General features: G+C 70.6%; 23 protein-coding genes. 10 read left to right on the forward strand and 13 right to left on the reverse strand.

Annotated features, from left to right (window positions below; genetic code table 11):
* Nucleotides 1–192 precede the first annotated feature (192 nt).
* A complete protein-coding gene (locus INQ48_28730; GenBank protein QRF57234.1) occupies nt 193–2,253 on the forward strand; it encodes a S9 family peptidase in 2,061 nt (686 codons plus the stop codon).
* A gap of 1 nt (nt 2,254) precedes the next feature.
* Nucleotides 2,255–3,175 (forward strand): arginase, encoded by a 921-nt coding sequence (rocF, locus tag INQ48_28735; GenBank protein QRF57235.1) that lies wholly within the window; start codon nt 2,255–2,257, stop codon nt 3,173–3,175.
* Here the strand turns inward: rocF and INQ48_28740 are convergent.
* The 5 genes from INQ48_28740 to INQ48_28760 all read right to left on the reverse strand — a co-directional run bounded on the left by INQ48_28740 (nt 3,172) and on the right by INQ48_28760 (nt 7,578).
* Nucleotides 3,172–4,179: an FUSC family protein gene (locus INQ48_28740; protein QRF57236.1), complete on the reverse strand. Its 1,008-nt coding sequence runs from the start codon at nt 4,177–4,179 to the stop codon at nt 3,172–3,174. The genes rocF and INQ48_28740 overlap by 4 nt on opposite strands.
* A 4-nt stretch (nt 4,180–4,183) precedes the next feature.
* On the reverse strand, nt 4,184–4,879 hold the full coding sequence (locus INQ48_28745; GenBank protein ID QRF57237.1) for a DUF2242 domain-containing protein: 696 nt from the start codon (nt 4,877–4,879) through the stop codon (nt 4,184–4,186).
* A 91-nt stretch (nt 4,880–4,970) separates the two neighbouring features.
* Nucleotides 4,971–5,600 (reverse strand): nucleoside/nucleotide kinase family protein, encoded by a 630-nt coding sequence (locus INQ48_28750; protein ID QRF57238.1) that lies wholly within the window; start codon nt 5,598–5,600, stop codon nt 4,971–4,973.
* Nucleotides 5,601–5,708: 108 nt separating this feature from the next.
* On the reverse strand, nt 5,709–6,245 hold the full coding sequence (locus INQ48_28755; GenBank protein ID QRF57239.1) for an alpha-ketoglutarate-dependent dioxygenase AlkB: 537 nt from the start codon (nt 6,243–6,245) through the stop codon (nt 5,709–5,711).
* 58 nt (nt 6,246–6,303) lie between these two features.
* Nucleotides 6,304–7,578, reverse strand: a complete 1,275-nt coding sequence (locus INQ48_28760; GenBank protein ID QRF57240.1) for a Glu/Leu/Phe/Val dehydrogenase — start codon at nt 7,576–7,578, stop codon at nt 6,304–6,306.
* A gap of 277 nt (nt 7,579–7,855) precedes the next feature.
* Here INQ48_28760 and INQ48_28765 point away from each other — a divergent pair, with 277 nt between their 5' ends.
* A complete protein-coding gene (locus tag INQ48_28765; GenBank protein QRF57241.1) occupies nt 7,856–8,335 on the forward strand; it encodes a hypothetical protein in 480 nt (159 codons plus the stop codon).
* Between the two features lie 15 nt (nt 8,336–8,350).
* Here the strand turns inward: INQ48_28765 and INQ48_28770 are convergent, their stop codons facing one another.
* A complete protein-coding gene (locus tag INQ48_28770) occupies nt 8,351–11,326 on the reverse strand; it encodes an L-glutamate gamma-semialdehyde dehydrogenase (protein ID QRF57242.1) in 2,976 nt (991 codons plus the stop codon).
* 112 nt (nt 11,327–11,438) lie between these two features.
* Here INQ48_28770 and INQ48_28775 point away from each other — a divergent pair, with 112 nt between their 5' ends.
* On the forward strand, nt 11,439–11,906 hold the full coding sequence (locus INQ48_28775; protein ID QRF57243.1) for an Lrp/AsnC ligand binding domain-containing protein: 468 nt from the start codon (nt 11,439–11,441) through the stop codon (nt 11,904–11,906).
* A 10-nt stretch (nt 11,907–11,916) separates the two neighbouring features.
* Here INQ48_28775 and INQ48_28780 read toward each other — a convergent pair whose 3' ends face one another.
* On the reverse strand, nt 11,917–12,618 hold the full coding sequence (locus tag INQ48_28780) for a YggS family pyridoxal phosphate-dependent enzyme (GenBank protein QRF57244.1): 702 nt from the start codon (nt 12,616–12,618) through the stop codon (nt 11,917–11,919).
* A gap of 51 nt (nt 12,619–12,669) precedes the next feature.
* Here INQ48_28780 and INQ48_28785 point away from each other — a divergent pair, with 51 nt between their 5' ends.
* Entirely contained in the window at nt 12,670–13,713 is a 1,044-nt protein-coding gene (locus INQ48_28785; GenBank protein ID QRF57245.1) for a type IV pilus twitching motility protein PilT, read from the forward strand.
* A 23-nt stretch (nt 13,714–13,736) separates the two neighbouring features.
* Nucleotides 13,737–14,873: a PilT/PilU family type 4a pilus ATPase gene (locus tag INQ48_28790; GenBank protein QRF57246.1), complete on the forward strand. Its 1,137-nt coding sequence runs from the start codon at nt 13,737–13,739 to the stop codon at nt 14,871–14,873.
* A gap of 146 nt (nt 14,874–15,019) precedes the next feature.
* Here the strand turns inward: INQ48_28790 and INQ48_28795 are convergent, their stop codons facing one another.
* Entirely contained in the window at nt 15,020–16,495 is a 1,476-nt protein-coding gene (locus tag INQ48_28795; protein QRF60943.1) for an MFS transporter, read from the reverse strand.
* Nucleotides 16,496–16,545: 50 nt separating this feature from the next.
* Nucleotides 16,546–17,031, reverse strand: a complete 486-nt coding sequence (locus tag INQ48_28800; protein ID QRF57247.1) for a MerR family transcriptional regulator — start codon at nt 17,029–17,031, stop codon at nt 16,546–16,548.
* A 104-nt stretch (nt 17,032–17,135) separates the two neighbouring features.
* On the opposite strand from INQ48_28800, the gene INQ48_28805 reads away from it, so the two are divergent.
* Nucleotides 17,136–18,044: an NAD(P)-dependent oxidoreductase gene (locus tag INQ48_28805; protein ID QRF57248.1), complete on the forward strand. Its 909-nt coding sequence runs from the start codon at nt 17,136–17,138 to the stop codon at nt 18,042–18,044.
* 72 nt (nt 18,045–18,116) lie between these two features.
* Here the strand turns inward: INQ48_28805 and INQ48_28810 are convergent, their stop codons facing one another.
* The 3 genes from INQ48_28810 to INQ48_28820 form a co-directional block, all read right to left on the reverse strand.
* A complete protein-coding gene (locus INQ48_28810; GenBank protein ID QRF60944.1) occupies nt 18,117–18,878 on the reverse strand; it encodes a BON domain-containing protein in 762 nt (253 codons plus the stop codon).
* 225 nt (nt 18,879–19,103) lie between these two features.
* Nucleotides 19,104–19,748 (reverse strand): SIS domain-containing protein, encoded by a 645-nt coding sequence (locus INQ48_28815; protein ID QRF57249.1) that lies wholly within the window; start codon nt 19,746–19,748, stop codon nt 19,104–19,106.
* Nucleotides 19,749–19,965: 217 nt separating this feature from the next.
* Nucleotides 19,966–20,349: a YraN family protein gene (locus INQ48_28820; GenBank protein QRF57250.1), complete on the reverse strand. Its 384-nt coding sequence runs from the start codon at nt 20,347–20,349 to the stop codon at nt 19,966–19,968.
* A 54-nt stretch (nt 20,350–20,403) separates the two neighbouring features.
* Between INQ48_28820 and rsmI the strand changes: the two genes are divergently transcribed.
* On the forward strand, nt 20,404–21,357 hold the full coding sequence (rsmI, locus tag INQ48_28825; GenBank protein ID QRF57251.1) for a 16S rRNA (cytidine(1402)-2'-O)-methyltransferase: 954 nt from the start codon (nt 20,404–20,406) through the stop codon (nt 21,355–21,357).
* On the opposite strand, the gene INQ48_28830 is transcribed toward rsmI, so the two are convergent.
* Nucleotides 21,354–22,136, reverse strand: coding sequence for an IclR family transcriptional regulator (locus INQ48_28830; protein QRF57252.1), 783 nt, complete (start codon nt 22,134–22,136; stop codon nt 21,354–21,356). The two genes, rsmI and INQ48_28830, sit on opposite strands and share 4 nt — an antisense overlap.
* A gap of 157 nt (nt 22,137–22,293) precedes the next feature.
* Between INQ48_28830 and INQ48_28835 the strand changes: the two genes are divergently transcribed.
* Both INQ48_28835 and INQ48_28840 read left to right on the forward strand, forming a co-directional pair.
* The gene (locus INQ48_28835; protein QRF57253.1) at nt 22,294–23,301 is read left to right on the forward strand and encodes a TRAP transporter substrate-binding protein; all 1,008 of its coding nucleotides are present in this window, start codon (nt 22,294–22,296) and stop codon (nt 23,299–23,301) included.
* 26 nt (nt 23,302–23,327) lie between these two features.
* Nucleotides 23,328–23,771 (forward strand): 3-dehydroquinate dehydratase, encoded by a 444-nt coding sequence (locus tag INQ48_28840; protein ID QRF57254.1) that lies wholly within the window; start codon nt 23,328–23,330, stop codon nt 23,769–23,771.
* Nucleotides 23,772–23,809: the final 38 nt, after the last annotated feature.

Genomic DNA, 23,809 nt, shown 5'->3' on the forward strand with positions numbered 1-23,809 from the left:
AGGTCGTGGAATGCCGTCGCATTCGGCTTCGGCAGGATACCGTGCGGCCGCTGCGCCGGGGGGCCGCGCCCTTCAGTGTTTCCACCGGGGAGCGCACCCGGGTTTGCACCGAGCGATGTTCTGGGACCGTCCACCGGTAATGCGAAAGTCCATGGATCGATGTCCGTCACGGTGCGTTCGTACACTGTGTCCATGACCTCTTCCCCCCGCCCGCAAGCGCAAGACCAAGACCCCTTCCTCTGGCTCGAGGACATCGACGGCACGCAGTCCCTCGACTGGGCCAAGGCCCGCAACGCCGAGACGGTGCAGCGCCACGCGCAGTCGGCGCGCTTCAGGCAGATCGAGCAAGGCCTGCTCGAGGTGCTCGACTCCGACGACCGCATCCCGATGGTCTACAAGGTCGACACCCTCTACTACAACTTCTGGCGCGACAAGGCCCATCCCAAGGGCCTGTGGCGCCGCACCACGCTCGAGGAATACCGCAAGCCGCAACCGGCCTGGGAGACGGTGCTCGACCTCGACGCGCTGGCCGCGGCCGAGGGCGAGAACTGGGTCTGGCACGGCGCCGATTGGCTCTACCCCGGCTATGGCCGCTGCCTGCTGTCGCTCTCGCGCGGCGGCGCCGATGCCGACGTGGTGCGCGAGTTCGACCCGGTGCGCAAGGCCTTCGTCGAGGGCGGCTTCGCACTGCCGGAAGCCAAGAACACGGTGGCCTGGAAGGACATCGACCACCTCTACGTGGCCACCGACTTCGGCCCGGGCTCGATGACCACCTCGAGCTATCCGCGCATCGTGAAGGAATGGAAGCGCGGCACGCCGCTGGCCGAGGCCGTCACGGTCTACGAGGCCGACACCGAGGACCTCTCGGCCTCGGGCTGGCGCGACGCCACGCCGGGCTTCGAGCGCGACTTCGTCTCGCGCGCCATCGACTTCTACGACAGCGAGACCTGGGTGCGCGCGGCCGACGGCACGCTCGCCAAGATCGAGGTGCCCGACGACGCGGTGGTCGACGTCACGCGCGAATGGCTGCTGATCGAGCCGCGCAGCGACTGGGAGGTGGGCGGCGCCAGCTACAAGGCCGGCTCGCTGCTGGCCGCGAACTTCGACGCCTACATGGCCGGCGCGCGCGAACTCACCCTGCTGTTCGAACCCACCGACACCAGCGCGCTCGACAGCCATTCGTGGACGCGCCATCACCTGATCGTGAACGCGATGCACGACGTGGTGAACCGCATCGAGGTGCTCACGCCGCCGGCCGACGGCCAGGGCCCGTGGCAGCGCGAGAGCCTGGGCGGCGCGCCCGCGCTGTCGACCATCGCGGCCGGCGCCATCGACGAGGACGAGAACGACGACTACTTCCTCACCGTGAGCGGCTTCCTGCAGCCGACCACGCTCTACATCGGCACCCTGGGCCAGGGCGAGGCCGAGCCGCTCAAGCACAGCCCGGGCTTCTTCGACGCCTCGCGCTACACGGTCAGCCAGCACTTCGCGCGCTCGCAGGACGGCACGCGCGTGCCCTACTTCGAGATCGCGCCCAGGGACCTGGTGGCCAACGGCCGCAACCCGACCCTGCAGTACGCCTACGGCGGCTTCGAGATCTCGCTCACGCCCAGCTACAGCGGCGGCATCGGCCGCGCCTGGCTCGAGCAGGGCGGCGTGTACGTGGTGGCCAACATCCGCGGCGGCGGCGAATACGGCCCGCGCTGGCACCAGGCCGCGCTGCAGCAGAACCGCCTGCGCAGCAGCGAGGACTTCGCAGCCGTGTCCGAGGACCTGATCGCGCGCGGCATCACCTCGCCCGCGCACCTGGGTGCCATGGGCGGCAGCAACGGCGGCCTGCTGATGGGCAACATGCTCACGCGCCATCCGGAGCTCTATGGCGCCATCGTGAGCGAGGTCGCGCTGCTCGACATGCGTCGCTACACGCAGCTGTCGGCCGGCGCCTCGTGGATCGCCGAGTACGGCGACCCCGAAGTGCCCGAGGAGTGGGAATGGATCCGCCACTTCTCGCCCTACGAGAACGCGAAGCCCGGCGCCAAGTACCCGCCCTCGCTGTTCACCACCTCGACGCGCGACGACCGCGTGGGTCCGGTGCATGCGCGCAAGATGCATGCGAAGCTGGCCGCGCAGGGCCACGACACGGCCTTCTACGAGAACCTCGAGGGCGGCCACAGCGCGGCCTCGGACAACAAGCAGTCCGCGTTCATGGACGCGCTGGGCTACGCCTACCTGTGGGACCACCTGGAGACCTGAGATGAACAACGCCGGCACCACCCTCGAACTGATCGGCGCGCCCACCGACGTCGGCGCCAGCGTGCGCGGCGCGGGCATGGGCCCCGATGCGCTGCGCGTGGCGGGGCTGGCGGAGGCACTGGTGCGCCAGGGCTTCGCGCTGGTCGACCGCGGCAATCTCGCGGGCCCGGCCACGCCCTGGGCGCCGCCGGCCAACGGGCTGCGCCATCTCGACGAGGTGATCGCCTGGAACCGCGCGGTGTACGCGGCGGTCGACGAGGTGCTGGGCGCGGGTCACGTGCCGCTGATGCTGGGCGGCGACCACTGCCTGGCGATCGGCTCGATCAGCGCGGTGGCCTGGCATGCGCGCAAGCGCGGCCGCAAGCTGCGCGTGCTGTGGCTCGACGCGCATTCCGACGTCAACACCGAGACCACCAGCCCCAGCGGCAACCTGCACGGCATGCCGGTGTCGTGCCTGCTGGGCCACGGGCCCGCGGTGCTGACCGGCTGGAGCGGCGAGCGCGCGGCGCTGCCGCCCGAGGCGATCCGCTTCATCGGCATCCGCAGCGTCGATGCCGACGAGAAGGAGGCGATCCGCACGCTGGGCCTCCACGTGTTCGACATGCGTCACATCGACGAGCACGGCATGCGCACCACCATGACCGAGGCGCTGCAGGACGTGGACGAGGACACGCACCTGCACGTGAGCTTCGACCTCGACTGCCTCGACCCGAACATCGCACCCGGCGTGGGCACCGGCGTGCGCGGCGGACCGACCTACCGCGAGATGCAGCTGTGCATGGAGATGATCGCCGACACCGGCCGGCTCGGCTCGGTCGACGTGGTCGAACTCAATCCCGCGCTCGACGTGCGCAACCAGACAGCCGAGATCGCGGTGGAACTGATCGAGAGCCTGTTCGGCAAATCGACGCTGGTGCGTTAGGCCGCGACGCGCGTCGCCTGCAGCGCGCGCAGATCTTCGAGCAGCAGCGCGAGCGGTGCCGCCAGCAGCGGCCGGGCCGCGTCGTCGCGCGACGCATGGCGCGCCGCGAGCCGCTCGAGCACCGACAGATCGGGCGCCATGCCCTTGCCTTCGAGCGCATCCGCCAGCGCGGCGAGCGCGCCGGCCGAGGCGCGCGCGGCCTTCGCGGTCTCTTCGTTCGATGCCGGCTGCTGCGGCCCGATGGCACGGCCGAGCAGTGCCACGTCCTGCATCAGCCGCGCCATGGTGCGCGCGCGCTGCCGATGCGCGTCCTTCGGCGCACCGACCGTGCGGTGACGCCAGGGCCAGCGCGATTCGAGGTCGGCGCCGCCCGCCAGCACCGTGAGCCGCGCGAGCGCGGCGCGGGCGCGTTCGCCGTCGCTCTCGGTCGCATCGCCCGCGGCCAGCGCCAGCAAGCGCTTCGCCATGCCGCGCAGCAGCGCCGCGCAGCCCGCGTCGAAGCGCGCGCCAGCCCGGTACTCGGCCGTCACCAGCGCCATCGCGAGCGCCACGCCCACGCCGATGCCCATCTGCGCCATGCGCAGCAGCGCCACCTGCAGCGCCGAATGGCCCGGCAGGCTGCCGGCCGAGAGGATGATCAGCGCCGCCACCGGCGCGCTGCGCAGGCCCGGCACGGCGGCGCCGACGAAGGCCAGCAGCAGCACGATCGCGAGCGCGTCGGCCTGCATCGGCACGCCATGGTGCGCGAGCCACACGCCCGCGAGCCCCGCCAGCGCGCCCGCGAAGGTGCCGCGCACGCGGTCCCAGCCGGCCTCGAGCGTGGAGCCGGCGCTCGGCCGCATCACGATCAGCACGCTCATCACGGCCCAGAAGCTCTCGGGCAGCCCGATCCCGCGCGACACGCCCCAGGCGATGGCCACCGCCGCCGCGAGCTGCGCGCCCGCGCGCCAGCGGCCGGGCTCGCGCAGGAAGGCCAGCCGGTCCGCGAACGGGAGGGTGGCCATGCCGTCAGCCGCGGTTGGGCGAGGTCGGCACCGGGAAGGTGGTGGCCGGAGCCTGGGACGGGGCCGGGGTAGCGGCGGGTGCCGGCGGCGCGGGTTCGGGCAGGTCCTCGGGCTCTTCCGCGCCCGGCTCCTGCCCTTCGAGGAAGCGGTCGAGCAGCGCGAAGAAGCGGTCGTAGAAGCGCTCGTCGGTCAGCGTCTGGCTCGCCACCTTGACCATCGCGTCGTCGCTGCCGGTCAGCGGCAGCGACAGCGAGCCGAAGGCGCCCACGCCCAGGCTCGCCGAGTTGTTGACCTTCTTGAGGCCGTAGCGGTCCTGCAGCGCGGTCGCGAAGGCCACCGTGCTCTTCGGCCTGGCGCCCTTGCCGCCCCGGCCGCCCTCGGCCGCGCAGACCACGCGGAACTCGACCTCCACATGCACCTCGGCCGCCGGCTGGAAGCTCTTGCGGGCCGTCACCAGGTCGGCATTGGCGGCCGTGACCATGTAGCCCTGGCTCAGAAGCGCGCGGCGCGCGGCCTCGCAGGTCTGGGCCTCGGTGGCCTCGTAGCTGCGCGTGTGGGTGGTGGTGGAGTCGAACTCCTCGGTGTCGTAGGAAACGCGGCGCGCACTGCTGCCGCAGCCCGCGAGCACCAGCGCCGACAAGAGCGCGAGGACGAGGACGGAGGAACGAGGGCGGAGGAAGGTCGAAGGCAGGGTCGGCATGGCGTGGCGGATGCTAACCGGCGGGCCGCCGGCCTGCCTTCGAGCGCGATGAGGGCCGCGCGTTCCCCGGCGATTCGAGATCAGGCGCCGGTCAGGAAAGCACGACGACGTGGCTGGCCCGAGCGCGCGTGGCCGCGATCAGCCGCGCGTTCGGCGCATCGGTCTGCGCCACCCACGCGCGCGCCGCCTCGGCGCTGCGGCCGAACTGCTCGTGCCGGCGCACCAGCCGCGCCTCGCGCAGCGCGTCGTCGATGTCCACGTACCAGACCTCGTCGAGCAGCGCCGCCGCGCCGGCCCAGGGCCCGGTGTCGTGCAGCAGGTAGTTGCCTTCGGTGATCACGAGCTGCGTCTCGGGCAGCACCGCGATCGCGCCGGCCACCGGCTCCTCGATCTCGCGCCGGAACTCGGGCGCATAGACGATGTCGCCGCCGGGCCGCTGCGCGCGCAGCCGCTGCAGCAGCGCCACGTAGCCGGCGCTGTCGAAGGTGTCGGGCGCGCCCTTGCGGTCGGCGCGGCCGAGCCGTTGCAGCTCGACGTTGGCGAGGTGGAAGCCGTCCATCGGCACCACCTGCGCGCGCTCGGCGCCGAGCGCGTCGCGCAGCAGCGCCGCGAGCGTGGACTTGCCGGCGCCGGGGGCGCCGACCAGGCCGAGCAGCTTGCGCTGGCCGCCGGCAAGGAGTTTCTGGATGCGCGCGTTCTCGACGGAGCCAAGTGTGTTCACGGAAAAAGCCTCGGGGGAGATGCCATTCAGGCAGGATGTCTCGGTGGTTTCGCCACCCCGCCAACGATAGCGCACCGCCCATCGCACGCCGACGGACGCCCGTGAAATTCAGGCCGGATTCGTCGGACGATGGATGGATCTGAAAGTGAGACTGATCCGCTCGCCAACGACTTGTGCCTTGGGGATTGCGTGCAACCAGTCCTGCTGGACCGCATCCGACATGTACAGCAGCGATCCGTGCGGCAGCGGGAAGTCGTGCCGGACGCTGCTGTCGGCCTTGCTGCGGTAGACGATCGAGCGCTCGCTGCCCACCGACACGATGGCTACGCCAGTGCCCGGGGACAGAACCTCGGTGTCGTCGGAATGGAAGCCCATCGACGAGGCTCCATCGGGATAGTGGTTCAGCAGGCAGTTGTTCGGACGGAACCCCAGCCTCGCCTCGATCCGCTCGCAGAGATCGTCGAGCACGGACGGCATCGGCACCGCCTCGTAGCGGATCTGCGAATAGTCGTACGGCACACCGAAGCTGGCCGTCTTGCGCGCCTTCATGCGCTCGTCCCACGTCACCGCGGCCTGGACCCACCCGAGCAGGGCATCGGGCGACGCGACGAACGCGGGGTCGAGGTAGATCGGCGGACGGTTCATGGGCCCGCAGGATACAGACGCCGAGGCCGGCGACGGCCTCGGGAACGACATGCGTCGCTCAGGGGTACAGTCCGCGCTCCTGGCGCGCCATCAGGATCCGCTCGCAAGCCACCGCGTAGGTCGCGGTGCGCAGGGTGATCTTGTGCTTGTCGGCCGTGTCCCAGATCTGGTTGAGGGCGTTCATCATGATGCGGTCGAGGCGCACGTTGATCTCGTCCTCGTCCCAGAAGAAGGACGAGAAGTCCTGCACCCATTCGAAGTAGCTGACGGTCACGCCGCCGGCATTGCAGATCACGTCGGGCACCACCAGCACGCCGCGCTCGGCGAGGATGTCGTCGGCCTGCGGCACGGTGGGGCCGTTGGCGCCCTCGAGCACCAGCTTGGCAGTGGTCGTCTTCGCGCGCTCGGCCGTGATCTGGCCTTCGAGCGCGGCGGGGATCAGGATGTCGCAGGCGACGCTCCAGAAGTCCTCGTTCGGCACGATGTCGCCGCCGGCCTTGAAGCCGACCACGCCGTCGGTGCGCGAGATCGGCACCAGCTGCGCGAGGTCGAGGCCCTTGTCGTTGACGATGGTGCCGGTGTGGTCCTGCACCGCGACGATCTTGGCGCCCGCCTCGGCGAACAGCTCGGCCGCGACCGAGCCCACGTTGCCGAAGCCCTGCACCGCGATGCGCGCGCCGCGCAGGTCGAGGCCGAGGCGGCGCGCGGCTTCGCGGCCGGTGACGAACACGCCGCGGCCGGTGGCCTTGACGCGGCCCAGCGAACCGCCCAGGTGCAGCGGCTTGCCGGTGACCACGCCGGTGGCGGTGCCGCCGACGTTCATCGAGTACGTGTCCATCATCCACGCCATGATCTGGCCGTTGGTGTTGACGTCGGGCGCGGGGATGTCGGTGTGCGGGCCGATGATGATGCCGATCTCGCTGGTGTAGCGGCGCGTGATCTTCTCGAGCTCGTTCTGCGACAGCTTCTTCGGGTCGACGCGGATGCCGCCCTTGGCACCGCCGTACGGCAGGTTGACGGCGGCCGTCTTGATGGTCATCCAGGCCGACAGGGCCATCACTTCCTCGAGCGTGACGTCGGGGTGGAAGCGCACGCCGCCCTTGCCCGGGCCGCGGCTCATGTTGTGCTGCACGCGGTAGCCCTCGAAGTGGGCGATGGTGCCGTCGTCCATCTCGATCGGCACGTCGACGATCAGCGCGCGCTTGGGGCGCTTGAGGGTTTCGACCCAGCGGGCGAGCGGGCCCAGGTAGGGCACCACGCGATCGACCTGCGACAGGTAGGTGCCCCAGGGGCTGTTGGCCGTCGGCGTGACGAAGGAGAGTTTTTCGCTCATGAGAGTCCCTTGGTTGGAATGATGGGCGAACGATAGTCCCGTCTCGCGCGCCGCGCCATGGCTTATGCATGCCGCGACAGGCGGTTATGCAAGAGTCGCTTGACGCCCTCGCGCGGGGCTTTTTCGCGGCGGCGCGGCAGATGACGAAATCGTCATCGACCGGTTATCGACCGCCGGTTTGCGCTCCCTAGAGTCGATGGCAAGGAAGGACGAAGACCACGCGCTTCGCTCCCACCGGGTTCAACCACCACGTCCCCCCATCGAAAGGAACGACGACATGAAGACTTCGCAACACCGCCCCACCCGCACCGTCCGCGCCACCCGCCTGCTGGGCAGCGCCGCCTTCGCCGCGCTGCTGGCCGCCACCGCCGCGCCGAGCTTCGCGGGCAACTACGGCGAGGGCGATCCGCGTCCCGCGTCGTTCAGCTCGTCGACCACGCGCGAGGCCGTGACGGCCGAGACGCGCCAATGGCTCAGGACCGCGCCCACGCAGGGCTACATCGACGGCACGCCGCAGCAGCAGGTGACCACCGTGTCGGCCAACAGCCGCGCCGCGGTGGCCGCCGACACGCGGTTGTGGATGCGGTCGGGGCTGGCGGCGAAGCAGTCGGGCGAGACCGGCGCCGACCCCACGCGCCCGGGCTATCGCCAGGCGGTTGCGGAATACGCGCGGCTGCGCGCGAGCCCGGCCTACGGCGCGCTGATCGAGCAGCTCGATCGCCAGGCCGCCGCGCACGGCCAGAGCACGCTGCGCTGAAGGCGCGCGGTGGCGCTACGCCACCGTGCTCAGCAGCGCCGCGTTGCCGCCCGCGGCCGTCGTGTTGACCGTCACGGTCTGCTCGGCGCAGAAGCGCGGCAGGTAGTTCGGGCCGCCCGCCTTGGGCCCGGTGCCGCTGAGCCCTTCGCCGCCGAAGGGCTGCACGCCGACCACCGCGCCGATGATGTTGCGGTTGACGTAGACGTTGCCCACGTGGGCGCGCACGGCCAGCGCCTGGGCGCGCGAATCGATGCGCGTCTGGATGCCGAGCGTGAGGCCGTAGCCGAGCGCGTTGATGCGCTCGATCACCTCGGCCGGGTCGCTCAGCGCGCCCGAGCCCCAGCGCACGATCTGCAGCACGGGGCCGAAGATCTCGCTGCGCACGTCCTCGATGGCGCCCACTTCATAGGCGGCCGGCGCGATCAGGGTGGACGAGGCGTCGTCCGTTTCCGTGGGCGCCAGCACGCGCTTCGCTTCGCGGTCCAGCCGCGCCAGATGCCGGCGGATGTTGTCGGCCGCCTCGCGGTCGATCACCGGGCCCACATCGGTCGCGAGCAGCGCGGGATCGCCGGCAGACAGCTCGGCCGCCGCGCCGCGGATCATCTCGATCACGCCGTCGGCGATGCCCTCGTGCAGCACCAGCAGCCGCAGCGCCGAGCAGCGCTGGCCGGCCGAGCGGAAGGCGCTCTGCACGACGGCATCGGCCACCTGCTCGGGCAGCGCGCTCGAGTCGACCAGCATCGCGTTGATGCCGCCGGTCTCGGCGATCAGCGGGACGATCGGGCCGTCCTTGCCCGCCAGCGCGCGATGGATGATCTTCGCCACCTGCGTCGAGCCGGTGAACACCACGCCGGCCACGCCGGGCGCTGCCACCAGCGCGGCGCCCACGGTCTCGCCGGCGCCGTGCAGCAGCTGCAGCGCGTCGGCCGGGATGCCGGCCGCATGCAGCAGCGCGACCGCTTCGCGCGCGATGGCCGGCGTCTGCTCGGCGGGCTTGGCGAGCACGGTGTTGCCGGTGGCCAGCGCGGCCGCGACCTGGCCCGTGAAGATGGCCAGCGGGAAGTTCCACGGGCTGATGCAGACCCAGGGCCCGCGCGCGGTGAGCCGCAGCTCGTTGCGCTCGCCGGTCGGGCCGGGCAGCAGCACGGGCTGCATCAGGCGCTCGGCCTCGTCGGCGTAGTAGCGCAAGAAGTCGATCGCCTCGCGCACCTCGGACACCGCGTCGCCCCAGGTCTTGAAGGCCTCCTTGACGAGCAGCGCGCACAGGCGCGGCAGTTGCGCCTGGAAGGCATCGGCCGCGCGGCGCAGCGCGGCGGCGCGCGTTGCCACCGGCGTATTGCGCCAGGCGCGGAAGGCGGCGGCGCTCGCGGCCACGGCGCGCGCGACGCTCACGGGATCGGCCTCGGGCACGACCGGCACTGCGGTCGCGGCCAGCGCGGCGAACAGCGGCGCGCGCATGGCGTCGACCGTGAGGTCGAGCCCGTCGCTGTTGCGCCGCGCGGGCGCCGGCCCGTAGAGCAGCGGCGGCAGCGGCAGTTGCGGGTTCTCGCGCTCCAGCCACAGCGGCGAGACCAGCAGCGTGGCGATGGGCACGCCGGGGTCGCCGAGCTGGTTGACGAAGGAGGAGTTGGCGCCGTTCTCGAGCAGGCGGCGCACCAGGTAGGCCAGCAGGTCCTTGTGGCGGCCGACCGGCGCGTACACGCGCACCGAGGCGCCCGTGTGCTTCATGACTTCGCGGTAGACGCCCTCGCCCATGCCATGCAGCCGCTGCAGCTCGAAGGGCGCGCCCTGGCGCTGCGCCATCTGCAGGATGGCCGCGATGGTGCCCGCGTTGTGGGTGGCGAACTGCGGATAGATCGCGTCGGGCGCGGCCAGCAGCGCCTGCGCGCAGGCCAGGTAGCTGACGTCGCTGTGGTGCTTGTGGGTGAACACGGGATAGTGCGGCAGGCCGAGCTCCTGCGCGCGCTTGATCTCGGCGTCCCAGTAGGCGCCCTTGACCAGCCGGCACATCAGCCGCAGGCCGTAGCGGCGCGCGATCGCGGTGACGTGCTCGATCAGCTCGAGCGCGCGCGTCTGGTAGGCCTGCAGCGCGAGGCCGAAGCCGCGCCATTGCGGATGCTCGGCGGCGACGCGGGCCGCCAGCGCGTCGAACACGTCGAGCGAGAGCTCGAGCCGGTCGACCTCCTCGGCATCGATGGTGAGGTTGAGGTTGGCCGCGGCCGCGCGCTCGCACAGCAGCCACACACGCGGCACCAGCTCGCGCAGCACGCGCTCGCGCTGCGCGTCTTCATAGCGCGGATGCAGCGCGCTGAGCTTGATCGAGATGCCGTCGTTGCGCTCGGGCGCGGCGGTGGGATCGGCGCCCTGGGCGATCGCGGCGATGGCGCGGGTGTAGCTCTCGAGGTAGCGCAGGGCGTCCTCGTCGGTGCGCGCGCCCTCGCCGAGCATGTCGTAGCTGAAGCACAGGGCGGACTGCTTGCGGTGCGCGGCACGGGCCTCGTCCATCGCCTCGGCGATGGTCTGGCCCAGCACGAACTGCCGGCCCAGCAGTTGCACCGCGCGCAGCGTGGCGGCGACCACGGTGCGCGCGCCGAGCCGGGCCATCAGGCCGGGCGGATGGTCGGCCTCGGGCAGGAAGCGCTTCGACATCGCGATCGCGGCCGACGACAGGCGCGACAGCGTGGAATCGGCCGCGCCCTCGAAATCGGCGCGGCCGAGCTGGTCGGCCGTGAGCGCGATGGCGGTCTCGGCATCGGGCACGCGCAGCAGCGCCTCGGCCAGGCGCATCAGCGCGAGGCCCTCGGCGCTCGAGATCGGGTATTCGCGCAGCAGGCTCTCCATGGCCCAGAACGGCGGCGGATGGTCGCGCACCGCCTGCACCCAGGGCGTGGCAACGGTCGAGGCCGCGGTCCAGTCGAGCGCACCCTCGAGCAGGGCGAGTCGATGGGCGACGACCTCGGTCTCGGGTCGGTAGGGGTCGGGCAGGCGCATGTCTTCTCCTTGGTTGGATTGGCTATGGTCCATGCCTTGACGGCGAATCTTTCATCAAAATTCGACGATATTTCCGGATAATTCACCAGAACCCCTTGCCACACCGCATTCCATGACCGACCTGGACCGCGTCGATCTCCGGCTTTTGAAGATTCTTCAGGAAGACGGCCGCATCACCAACCTCAAGCTGGCCGAGGCGGTGGCGCTGTCGCCGACGGCGGTGCTCGCGCGCGTGCAGCGGCTCACGCGCGAGGGCTTCATCCAGGGTTACGAGGCGCGGCTCGACGCCGAGCGGCTGGGCCGCGGCTTCACGGTCTTCGTCGAGGTGCTGCTGGACCGCACCACGCCCAACGTGTTCGACCAGTTCAAGGCCGCGGTGCAGGTGCGCGAGGAGATCGTCGAATGCCACATGGTGGCCGGCGGCTTCGATTACCTGCTGAAGACGCGCATGGCCGACATGGCGGCCTACCGCGACTTCGCGGGCACGGTGCTGTGGCAGCTGCCGGGCGTGCGCGAGACGCGCACCTATGCCGTGATGGAGGAAGTGAAGAGCAGCGCGCGGATCCCGCTCGGGATCTGAGCCTTGCCGCTCAGGCCGCCTTCTGCGGGCGGCCGCCGAAGATCGCCGTGCCGATGCGCACCATCGTGCTGCCCGCGCTGACCGCCGCCTCGAGGTCGGCGCTCATGCCCAGCGACAGGGTGTCGAGCGCGATGCCGGCGCCGCGGATTTCATCGAACAGCGCCTTCGCGCGCAGGAACAGCGCGCGCTGGGCCTCGAAATCGGGCGCCGGTTCGGGGATCGCCATGAGCCCGCGCAGCACCAGCTGTGGCAACGCCGCCACAGCGCGCGCCAGCGGCAGAGCCTCCTCGGGCGTGACGCCGGACTTGTTGGCGCCGCCGTCGACGTTGACCTGCAGGCAGACCTGCAGCGGCGGCAGGTGGGCCGGGCGCTGGGCCGAGAGCCGCTCGGCGATCTTCAGCCGGTCGATGCCGTGCACCCAGTCGAACTGCTCGGCCACGGGCCGCGTCTTGTTGCTCTGCAGGGGGCCGATGCAGTGCCATTCGAGGCCGGCGCGCAGGTCGGCCAGCGCGGCGATCTTGTCCAGGCCTTCCTGCACGTAGTTCTCGCCGAAGGCCGCCTGGCCGGCGGCATGCGCCTCGCGCACCGCCTCGGGCCCGAAGGTCTTCGATACCGCCAGCAGCCGCACCGCGCCGGGGTCGCGGCCGGCGTCGGCGCAGGCCTTCGCGATCCGCTGTCGCACATGCTGGAGGTCGTCGCCAATCATCGTCATAATCGTCCAAATTCGTATCAAAACGTCACCGAAACCCGATCGAGGAGCCCCGTGGACATCACCCAACTGCTCGCGTTCAGCGTCAAGAACAAGGCTTCCGACCTGCATCTGTCGGCCGGCCTGCCGCCGATGATCCGCGTTCACGGCGATGTGCGCCGCATCAATGTCGATGCGCTGGACCACAAGGCGGTGCACGCCATGGTCTACGACATCATGAGCGACACCCACCGCAAGCACTACGAAGAGTTCCTGGAGGTCGACTTCTCGTTCGAGATCGACGGCCTGGCGCGCTTCCGGGTCAACGCCTTCAACCAGGCGCGCGGGGCGGCCGCGGTGTTCCGGACCATTCCCTCGAAGATCCTCACGCTCGAGCAGCTGAATGCACCCAAGATTTTCGGCGAACTCGCGCTCAAGCCGCGCGGCCTGGTGCTGGTAACCGGTCCCACGGGCTCGGGCAAGTCGACCACGCTGGCCGCGATGATCAACTACCTCAACGAGAACGAGTACGGCCACATCCTCACGGTCGAGGACCCGATCGAGTTCGTGCACGAGTCGAAGAAGTGCCTGATCAACCAGCGCGAGGTCGGGCCGATGACCCTGTCGTTCTCGAACGCGCTGCGCTCGGCGCTGCGCGAGGACCCCGACGCCATCCTGGTCGGCGAGTTGCGCGACCTCGAGACCATCCGCCTCGCGATGACCGCGGCCGAAACCGGCCACCTGGTGTTCGGCACCCTGCACACCTCGTCGGCCGCCAAGACCATCGACCGGATCATCGACGTGTTCCCGGGCGAGGAGAAGGAGATGATCCGCGCCATGCTGTCGGAGTCGCTGCAGGCGGTGATCTCGCAGACCCTGTGCAAGACCAAGGACGGCATGGGCCGCGTGGCGGCGCACGAGATCATGCTGGGCACCTCGGCCATCCGCAACCTGATCCGCGAGGCCAAGGTGGCGCAGATGTACTCCACGATCCAGACCGGCCAGGGCCAGGGCATGCAGACGCTGGACCAGAACCTCACGGACCTGGTGCGGCGCAATACGATCTCCGCCGCGGAAGCCCGCAGCAAAGCGAAGATTCCCGAGAATTTCCCCGGCTGAACCCTGCCCTCCGGAGCCCCATCATGGAACGCGATCAAGCCAGCCAGTTCATCAACGACCTGCTCAAGCTCATGGTGAGCCGCAACGGCAGCGACCTGTTCATCACGGCCGACTTCCCGCCCGCGATCAAGGTCGACGGCAAGGTCACCAAGGTCTCGCAGCAGGCGCTGGGCGCGCAGCACACGCTGGCGCTCACGCGCTCGGTGATGAACGACCGCCAGACGGCCGAGTTCGAGCGCACCAAGGAGTGCAACTTCGCGATCTCGCCGACCGGCATCGGCCGCTTCCGCGTCAACGCCTTCGTGCAGCAGGGCAAGGTCGGCATGGTGCTGCGGACCATCCCGGCCAAGCTGCCGACCATCGACGACCTGGGCATGCCGCAGGTGCTCAAGGACGTGTCGATGACCAAGCGCGGCCTGTGCATCCTGGTGGGCGCCACCGGCTCGGGCAAGTCGACCACGCTGGCCGCGATGATCGACTGGCGCAACGAGAACTCCTTCGGCCACATCGTCACGGTGGAGGACCCAGTGGAGTTCGTGCATCCGCACAAGAACTGCGTGGTGACGCAGCGCGAGGTGGGCATCGACACCGACAGCTGGGAGGCGGCGCTCAAGAACACGCTGCGCCAGGCGCCCGACGTGATCCTGATGGGCGAGATCCGCGACCGCGAGACCATGGAGCACGCGGTGGCCTTCGCCGAGACCGGCCACCTGTGCATGGCCACGCTGCACGCCAACAGCGCCAACCAGGCGCTCGACCGGATCATCAACTTCTTCCCCGAGGAGCGCCGCGCGCAGCTCCTGATGGACCTGTCGCTGAACCTGCGCTCGCTGGTCTCGCAGCGCCTGGTGCCGACCGAGGACGGCCTGGGCCGCGTGGCGGCGGTCGAGATCCTGCTGAACACGCCGCTGATCTCCGACCTGATCTTCAAGGGCGAGGTCGGCGAGATCAAGGAGATCATGAAGAAGAGCCGCAACCTCGGCATGCAGACCTTCGACCAGGCGCTGTTCGACCTGTTCGAGGCCCATGCGATCAGCTTCGAGGATGCGCTGCGCAATGCCGACTCGGCCAACGACCTGCGGCTGCAGATCAAGCTCAACAGCCAACGCGCGCGCAGCACCGACCTGGCCGCGGGCACGGAGCACTTCGCGATCGTCTGAATTCGGGAGCGGACCGCCGAACGTAGAAGGAAGACCAAAGAGCGCAGAAGTCGCAGAAAAGAATCTTCAAAATTCTTCCTGCCTTCTTCCGCGACTTTCGCGAGACCTTCGCGCCCTCTGCGTTCGGCTGTCCGCTTCCGCTTCGGTCAGTCGATCTGCCGCTGCCAGGCGGCGAACACGCCCGCCGCGAGCGCGACCACCGCGATCGCCGTGAAGCCGTCGAGCGAGGCCATGAAGGTGGCCTGCTGCTCGAGCGTGCGCCACAGGGTGCCGAGCGCCATGGCATGCGCCTCGCCGGCCGCATGGCCGAGCGCCGCGAAACTCCGCGTCAGCCCGTCGAGCGCCTGCATGAAGCCCACGTTGCCGGGGTTGGCCGATTCGGCGAGCCGGTGCTGCTGCAGCGCGATCACGCTCGAGGTGGCGAAGGAGATCGCGAGCTGCCGCACCAGGTTCTTGAGCCGGTAGCCGTGCGCGAAGTCTTCGGCCGCGAAGGGCCGGAAGGTGAGGTTCGCGACCGGCAGCACCACGAACAGCATCAGCAGGCCGCGCAGCAGCAGCGGGCCGACCAGCGCCTCGCGCCCCGACTGCGGCGTGACGCGCGCGAGCCAGGCGGACGCCAGCGCGGCGATCGCGAAGCCCGCGACGATCAGCCACTTCTTGCGCGCGAGGCGCGCCGAATAGCGCAGGTAGACGAACACCAGCAGCCCGGTGGCGAGCGACATCGCGCCCGTGAAGTAACCGGTGTTGCCCACGCTGAAGCCGAGCCCGCCTTCCATCAGCCGCGGCAGCAGGTAGCTGAAGCCGGTCGACAGGTAGTAGTAGACGACGTAGAGCGCGAGCCCGACGCGAAAGCCCGGCTGCCGCAGCGCATGCAGCCGCACCAGCGGCGCGGGATGGTGCCACTGGTGCCAGCCGAACCAGGCGAGCCCCGCGAGGCCGGCCAGCGCCAGCCCGACGAGCGCGGGCGAACCGGTGAAGAGTTCGAAGTGGGTGCGCGTGAGCACCACCTGCAGCGCCGCCTGCGCGAGCGCGAACACCAGGTAGGGCGCATGATGCGGCGCGGTGCGCTCGTGCGGCTCGACATCGCCGAGGTCGGGCAGCGCCCACAGCACCAGCAGGCCGATCGACACCGCCACCGGCACGGTGCTGCCGAACAGCCAGCGCCAGTCGAAGTTCGAGACCAGGAAGGCGCCGGCCACAGGCGCCAGCGCGCCGCCGAAGACGATCAGCACCATGAAGGCCTTGAGCGCCCTGGCGCGGCGCTCGGCCGGCATGCCGATCTGGATCAGGATGCGGCAGGCGCCGAGCATCGGCCCGACGAAGTAGCCCTGCATGCCGCGCGCCAGCGCAAGCTGGGTGGCGCTGTCGGACCAGGCGGCGCCGAGGCCGCCCGCGGCGAAGGCGAACATGCACAGCGCGAGGTAGCGGCGATAGCCGAGCCGCTCGATCCACGCATGCTGCTGCAGGATGCCGAGCACCGCGCCCAGCGCGTAGGCGCTCGAGGCCCACACCAGTTCGTCGGGCGAGGCGTTGACGCCGCCGGCGATGTAGCTGGCGAAAAACGCGAACAGCGCGTTGTCGAAATAGTCGACCGCCGTGACCAGCCCGATCGCCCAGGGCATCCACGCCACGGCCGAGAGGCCGCGCGGATGCCGGGCGAGGGCCGGTGCGTTCACGGCGCCGGCCGCTCCGCGCGCCGCTGCGCGAGGGCCTCTTCCACCGGTTCGCCGGCCAGGCGGCGCTCGACGTAGTCGAGGTCGCGGCGCAGCTGGGCCTGCAGGGCCGCGGCTTCCTTGAGCTCGCGCCGCACCTGGGCCACGCGGGTGTCGAGCGTGGCGAGCTGCGCGCCCAGGGTCTCGCGCAGCGACTTGAGCGAGGCATTCGACAGCCGCGGGCGACCGCCCTCGGCCGGCGCCTCCATCGGCTGGCGCAGCATCTCGGTGATGGTGGTGAGCGAGAAGCCCAGCGAACGCATGCGCAGCACGCGCGCGAGCCGCTCGAGGTCGGCCGGTTCGTAGAGCCGGTAGCGGCCCTCGCTGCGCACCGGCACCACGATGCCCAGTTCCTCGTAGTACTTGAGCGTGCGCGGCGTCACGCCGAGCTGCGCCGCGGCATCGCGAACGGTGAGGGACTTGGGCGGGGGGGCCGGGGAGCTCATGGGGCGATTCTACTCCAACGTGTACGTTCACGTACATGTTCGGGCCGGCACGGCCATGTCCCCCAGGGTGCGGGCTGTCGCCGAATGGCTTTAAGCTCGGGCCCATGAGCAGCATCAACTCCCGCACCTACGAATCCACTCCCGCGCAGACGGTGGCCTTCCTGGGCCTCGGCGTCATGGGCGGGCCGATGGCCGGCCACCTGGCCAAGGCCGGCCACAGCGTCACGGTCTACAACCGCACCGAGGCCAAGGCCCGGGCCTGGGTCGACGAGTTCGGCGCCCCCGGCCGCCATGCCGCCACGCCGCGCGAAGCGGTGGCCGGCGCCACCATCGTGTTCTGCTGCGTCGGCAACGACGACGACCTGCGCTCGGTGGTGCTCGGCGACGACGGCGCCTTCGCCGGCATGGCGAAGGGCGCGGTCTTCGTCGACCACACGACCGCCTCGGCCGACGTGGCGCGCGAACTCTCCAAGGCCGCGCTCGAGCGCGGCCTGCAGTTCATCGACGCGCCGGTGTCGGGCGGCCAGGCCGGCGCCCAGAACGGCGCGCTCACCGTGATGTGCGGCGGCGACGCGGCCGCCTTCGACCGCATCAAGCCGGTGGCCGCGGCCTTCGCGCGCGCGGTCACGCTGCTCGGCGAGAGCGGCGCGGGCCAGCTCGCGAAGATGGTCAACCAGATCGCGATCGCGGGCCTGGTGCAGGGCCTGTCGGAAGCCATCGCCTTCGGCCAGCGCGCGGGGCTCGACATGCAGGCGGTGCTCGAGGTCATCGGCAAGGGCGCCGCCCAGAGCTGGCAGATGGACAACCGTGGCAAGACCATGATCCAGGGCAAGTTCGACTTCGGCTTCGCGGTCGACTGGATGCGCAAGGACCTGGGCCTGGTGCTCGACGAGGCCAAGCGCAACGGCGCGCGCGTGCCCGTGACCGCGCTGGTCGACCAGTTCTATGCCGACGTGCAGCAGTCGGGCGGCCAGCGCTGGGACACCTCGAGCCTGATCACGCGGCTGAAGTGACGACGCACACCCCGTGAATGACAAAGGCCCCTGAACGGGGCCTTTCTTATTCGGGGCATCAAGAGAGACGCTTCAGCGGATCGGGCTGGTCGTCACGCCACCGGCCGGCGCGGGCGCCGGTGCCGCATTCGGCAGCGGCTCCATCGGCGGCAGCGGCACGCGCGAGGAGGTGCCGGGCTGCGGCTGCGAGGCCGGCGCCACGGGCGCGGGCGTGGAGACGCCGGTGCCGCCGCGCTGGGCGCCGCTCAGGTCGGCCTCGCTCACCACCTCGACCACGCGCACCACCTTCTGCACGCCGGTCACGCTGCGCACCACCTCGGTCGCGCGGTCGGTCTCGCGGCGCGTGGCGATGCCCATCAGGTAGACCGTGCCGCGTTCGGTCACGACCTTGAAGGAGTTGGCGAAGATGTCCTTGGCATCGAGCAGCGAGGCCTTGACCTTGCCGGTGATGTAGAGGTCGTTGGAGCGGTCCTGGAAGGTGCTGGGCGCGCCCAGCGTGATTTCGTTGACCACCGAGCGCACGTTCTCGGCGCCGCGCACCACGTCCTCGACGCGGCGGCGATCGGCCTCGTTGCCCACCGCGCCGGTCAAGAGCACCTGGCGGTTGTAGCTGGTCACGCTGACGTACATCTGGTCGTTGGCGATGTCGCGCACGCGGGCCGCGGCGCGCAGCTCGATGCCCTGGTCGTCGAGCTGGGCGCCCGAGCTGCGGCGGTCGGTCGCCACCATGCCCACGCCCACCGCCGCCGCGCCGCCGACCACCAGCGGCACGCAGGCCGAGAGGCCCGCGACCAATGCCGCGCCCGAGGCGAGTGCGAGAACGAGGCGGTGCATGGCGCGAGGCGTCGAGGCGGTCTTCTGCATGTGTGATTCCCTGGAATGGAGGTGCGAGACGGGCGCTGCGCGAGGCCCTGGCCCGGGTTCGCGGCGAGTTTAGCCCAGCGGATTTGCCGCTCCGTTACGGCTTGTTGGTAGAAACGGAGAAGGCGCCGGAGTTCCCGCGCGGGCGCACCGGCGCCTGTGGGAGGCGGCCTACGCCGCCTCTGCGCACTCGTGGCCTCAGCTCGACGGCGACAGCACGTCGCTGTCGGGATCGCCGAGCAGCTGCGCGTCCACGCCGTCGCACAGGCAATGCAGCGCGAGCAGGTGGATCTCGTGGATGCGCGCGCCGCGCTCGTGCGGCACGCTGATCTGCACGTCGGTCTCGCGCAGCGCGCGGCCGATCACGCCGCCCGTGCCCGGCGCGGCCGAGGCGCCCGCGTTGGCATTGCCGAGCAGCGCCACCACGGTCATGTCGCGCTCGTGCGCGGCATGCACCGCCGCGAGCACCGGGGCCGACTGGCCGCTGACGCTGAGCGCGAGCAGCACGTCGCCGGCCTGGCCGAGCGCGCGCACCTGGCGCGCGAAGCGGTCGCCGTCGACGGCATTCGCGCCGTCGGCCGCGGGATCGGTGCTGTCGCCGGGCAGCGCGATGGCCGCGAGCTCGGGCCGCTCGCGCTCGAAGCGGCCGACGAACTGCGAGGCGAACTGCGTGGCCAGCAGGCCCGACACGCCCGACCCGCAGGCCAGCACCTTGCCGCCGCTGGTCACGCACGCCAGGATCGCCTGCATCGCCTGCGAAATGGGTTTGCTCAGAACCGGGCCGGCCTGGTACTTGAGGTCGGCACTGTCGATGAAGTGCTGCTGAATCCGTTGCTCGAGCATGGGGCGGGATGATAACTGCGGGGATGCAGCGAAAGACCCCGCGCTGTGATCCGCCCTACACCTTCGCGCATCGCGCGCCGGTGCGCGGGCCGCTCACAAGGTGTGAAGAAACCGTAGCGAGCGCCCCGAGGTCGCGCCGAGGACCGCAGCCGTACTCACGTACGGTGAGGACCGCAGGTGCGAGATCGGGGCGCGCAGTAGGTTTATTCACACCTTGTCAGCCCGCGTCGAAAGCCGCGCGCAACCAGGTGATGCGCTCCTCGACCAGCACCACGTCGAAGCGGCATGGCGGCGGCTCGCGCAGGCGGGCGAGATAGTGGCGCGCCGCGAACACGATGCGCCGCTGCTTGGCCGCCGTGATGCTGCCGCCCGCGCCGCCGTGGCCCGCGGAACTGCGCTGGCGCACCTCGACGAACACCAGCGTGCGGTCGCGCGGATCGCGCATGATCAGGTCGATCTCGCCGCCGCCGCGGCCCGGCGTCCGATAATTGCGCGCGACCAGCCGCAGCCCCGCGCGTTCCAGGTACGCCAGTGCGGCGTCCTCCGCCGCGTCGCCGCGGCGCTTGGTCGTGACGGCCGATGCCGTCGTCGTGGTCTTCATGACCGCTCCCTGTTCCCGTTTGTTCTTGTGTCGACGTCCCTCGGAGAAAAGCGCTTGGCCTCACTCGCACCCGCCTCTTTCGGTGCCGCCCTCGGGGCCGCGCGCGACGCCGCCGGTGCGCAGCATTATCCGCAGGGCACCCTCTACGTGGTCGCCACGCCGATCGGCAACCTGGCCGACATCACCTTGCGCGCGCTGCACGTGCTGCAGCTGGTCGACGCCGTCGCCTGCGAGGACACGCGCCACACCCAGAGCCTGCTGCGCGCCTACGGCATCGACCGCCCCGGCGCGCAATTGCTCGCGCTGCACCAGCACAACGAGGCCGAGGCCGCGCAGGCCGTGGTCGCGCGGCTCGCGCAGGGCGAGCGCATCGCCTACGTCAGCGACGCCGGCACGCCGGGCGTGAGCGATCCCGGCGCACGGCTGGTGGCCGCGGTGCATGCGGCCGGCCTGCGCGCGCTGCCGCTGCCGGGCGCGAGCAGCGTCACCACGCTGGTCGGCGCGGCCGGGCTGGTGTCCGATGGCAGCGGCGACAGCGCGAGCAGCGCCTTCGTGTTCGCGGGCTTCCTGCCGAGCAAGGCCGGCGAGCGCGACGCCGCGGTGCAGGCGCTCGCGCGCGAGCCGCGCGCCGTGGTGCTGCTCGAGGCCCCGCACCGCATCGAGCCGCTGGCGCGCGCGCTGGCCGTGCTCGGCGAGCGCCGCGTCACCGTGGGCCGCGAGCTCACCAAGCAGTTCGAGGAGATCGCGACCCTGGCGGCCGGCGCCCTGCCCGCCTGGTTCGCGGCCGAGCGCGACCGCACGCGCGGCGAGTTCGCGCTGGTGCTGCATCCGGTGGCGGTGGCGGCCGACGACGGCGCCGAGGGCGAACGCGTGCTGCGCCTGCTGCTGGCCGAGCTGCCGGTCAAGAGCGCCGTGAAGCTCGCGGCCGAGATCACGGGCGCGCCGCGCAACACGCTCTACGACATGGCGCTGCGCATCCGCAACGCGTCGGACGAAGACGCCGACTAAGCGCGCTTCTTGAACAGCGCCGAGGCCCCGCTCGCCGTCGCCACCTCGGCCGCGGCCTGCATCAGCGTCGGCCCGAGCGTCTCCATGCGCTGCGGCGTCAGCCGCACCGCGGGACCGGCGATGGTGATGACGCCGATGGCCGGGCCGGACGGGCCGAAGACCGGCGCCGCCATCGCGGTCATGCCGGGCGCGAAGACCTCGTTGATCAGGCTGAAGCCGCGCTGGCGCGCCGCCTTCACGTAGACCATCACGGCCTTGAGCGTGGTCGGCGCCTTGGGGCCGAAGTCCTCGGGCTTGCCCAGGCCCTTCTTCGCGACCAGCGCCATCGCGTCGTCCTCGGGCAGGGTCGAGAGCCAGGCATGGCCGGCCGCGCTGCACGACAGCGCCACCGACAGGCCCATGTCCGGGTCGTAGCGCAGGCCGTGGGTGGCGCCCTGCGCCTTGGCCACGAAGGTGAGTTCGTCGCCGTCGACCACCGCCAGGCGCACCAGTTCGCCCGAGGCCTTGGCGAGCTGGTCGAGCAGCGGCTGCGCGACATCGACCACGCCCGAGTTGCTGAGGAACGAGAGGCCGATCGACACCAGCTTGATGGTCAGCACGTAGTGGCCGTCGCGCTGCTCCTGCCGCACGTAGCCGTAGCGGATCAGCTCCGTCAGCAGGCGGTGCGAGGCGCTCAGCGGGATCTGCAGATCGCCCGCCAGCAGGGACAGGGGCACGCCCTCGGGATGGGACGCCAGATATTCCAGCACCCTGAAGCTGCGTCCCAGCATTTCGCTCATGTCAGTACTCCCGGTTCATGTCGCGGACCGATGGCGACAGGCGAACTCTAGCAGATGAAGGGAAGGGATTTCCATAGTGGAAAGATTTTCCGATTCCCCACAGAATGCCTTCCATCGCATCGGCCATGCCGCCTTCCGTCCCTCCCTGGAGTCCTTCGTGAAATTCCTTCGCACCTTCGCCCTCGCCAGCCTCTGCATCGGCCTCGCCGCGCCCGCCCTGGCGCAGCAGGAACGCACCATCCGCTTCGGCCACCTCAACAACACCGACCATCCGGTGAGCCTGGGCGTGAAGCGCTTCGCCGAGCTGCTCGCGGCCAAGAGCGGCGGCAAGATGAAGGTGCAGGAGTACCCGGCCAACCAGCTCGGCAACGAGATGCAGCAGCAGTCGGCGCTGCAGGGCGGCGTGCAGCAGATGTCGGCGCCCGCGACCACCTCGCTCGCGGGCATCGTCAAGGACTTCGGCCTGGTCGACTTCCCGTTCGCGGTCGCCAGCTTCGAGCAGGCCGACCAGCTGCTCGACGGCCCGCTGGGCCAGGCGCTGATCGCCAAGCTGCCCGAGAAGGGCCTGGTGGCGCTCGGCTACTGGGACCTGGGCTTTCGCAACGTGACCAACAGCAAGCACCCGATCACCAAGGCCGAGGACCTGCAGGGCCTGAAGATCCGCGTGATCCCGAACCCGGTGTTCCTCGACACCTTCAAGGCCTTCAAGGCCAACCCGGTGCCGATGCCCTTCGCCGAGCTCTACGGCGCGCTCGAGTCGAAGGCGGTCGACGGCCAGGAGAACCCGTTCGCCGTGATCCTGTCGAACAAGTTCTACGAGGTGCAGAAGTTCGTGAGCGCGACCAACCACGTGTACGCGGCCAACATCGTGCTCGTGAGCAAGAAGTTCTGGGACCAGCTCTCGCCCACCGAGCAGAAGTGGATGCGCGAGGCCGCCGACGAGGCGCGCGGCTACCAGCGCCAGACCAGCCGCGCCGCGGCGCAGAAGGCCGTCGGCGAGCTGCAGGCCAAGGGCGCGCAGTTCAACGAGGTGGCGCCGAAGGAGCAGGTGCGCATGCGCGAGATCGCGCAGCCGGTGATCGACAAGTTCGCGGCCCAGTACGACCCGGCCATCGTCAAGCTCTACAACGACGAGCTCGCGCGCATCCGCGGCGGCAAGCAGTGAGCGCACCGCAACCGCGAGCATCCATCATGAAGTTCCTCGTCCTGCACGGCCCCAACCTCAACCTCTTCGGCCGCCGCGAGCCGCACATCTACGGCCGCACCACCCTGGCCGAGATCGACGCGCGCATCGACAAGCTCGCGCGCGAGCTCGACATCACGGTGGCGACGATCCAGTCCAACCACGAAGGCGCGCTGGTCGACTTCCTGCACCAGCACATCGACGAGGCGCAGGGCGCGCTGGTCAATCCCGCGGGCCTCACCCAGCACGGCGTGCCGCTGCACGACGCGATCAAGGCCATGCCGTTCCCGACCATCGAGGTCCACATGTCGAACATCGCGGCGCGCGAGGCCTGGCGCGCGCACTCGATCATCTCGCCGGCCGTGCGCGGCACGGTGCAGGGGCTCGGACCGCAGTCCTATCTCGCGGCGCTGCGCGCGCTGGTCGAGATCGTGCGCGACGACAAGCAGTGAGCCCGCGCGTGCGCCGTTGCACGGCGCGCGCCCACCGA

Origin of the sequence: Variovorax paradoxus, from assembly GCA_016806145.1 — a bacterium.
In the GTDB taxonomy this organism is placed as follows: domain Bacteria; phylum Pseudomonadota; class Gammaproteobacteria; order Burkholderiales; family Burkholderiaceae_C; genus Variovorax.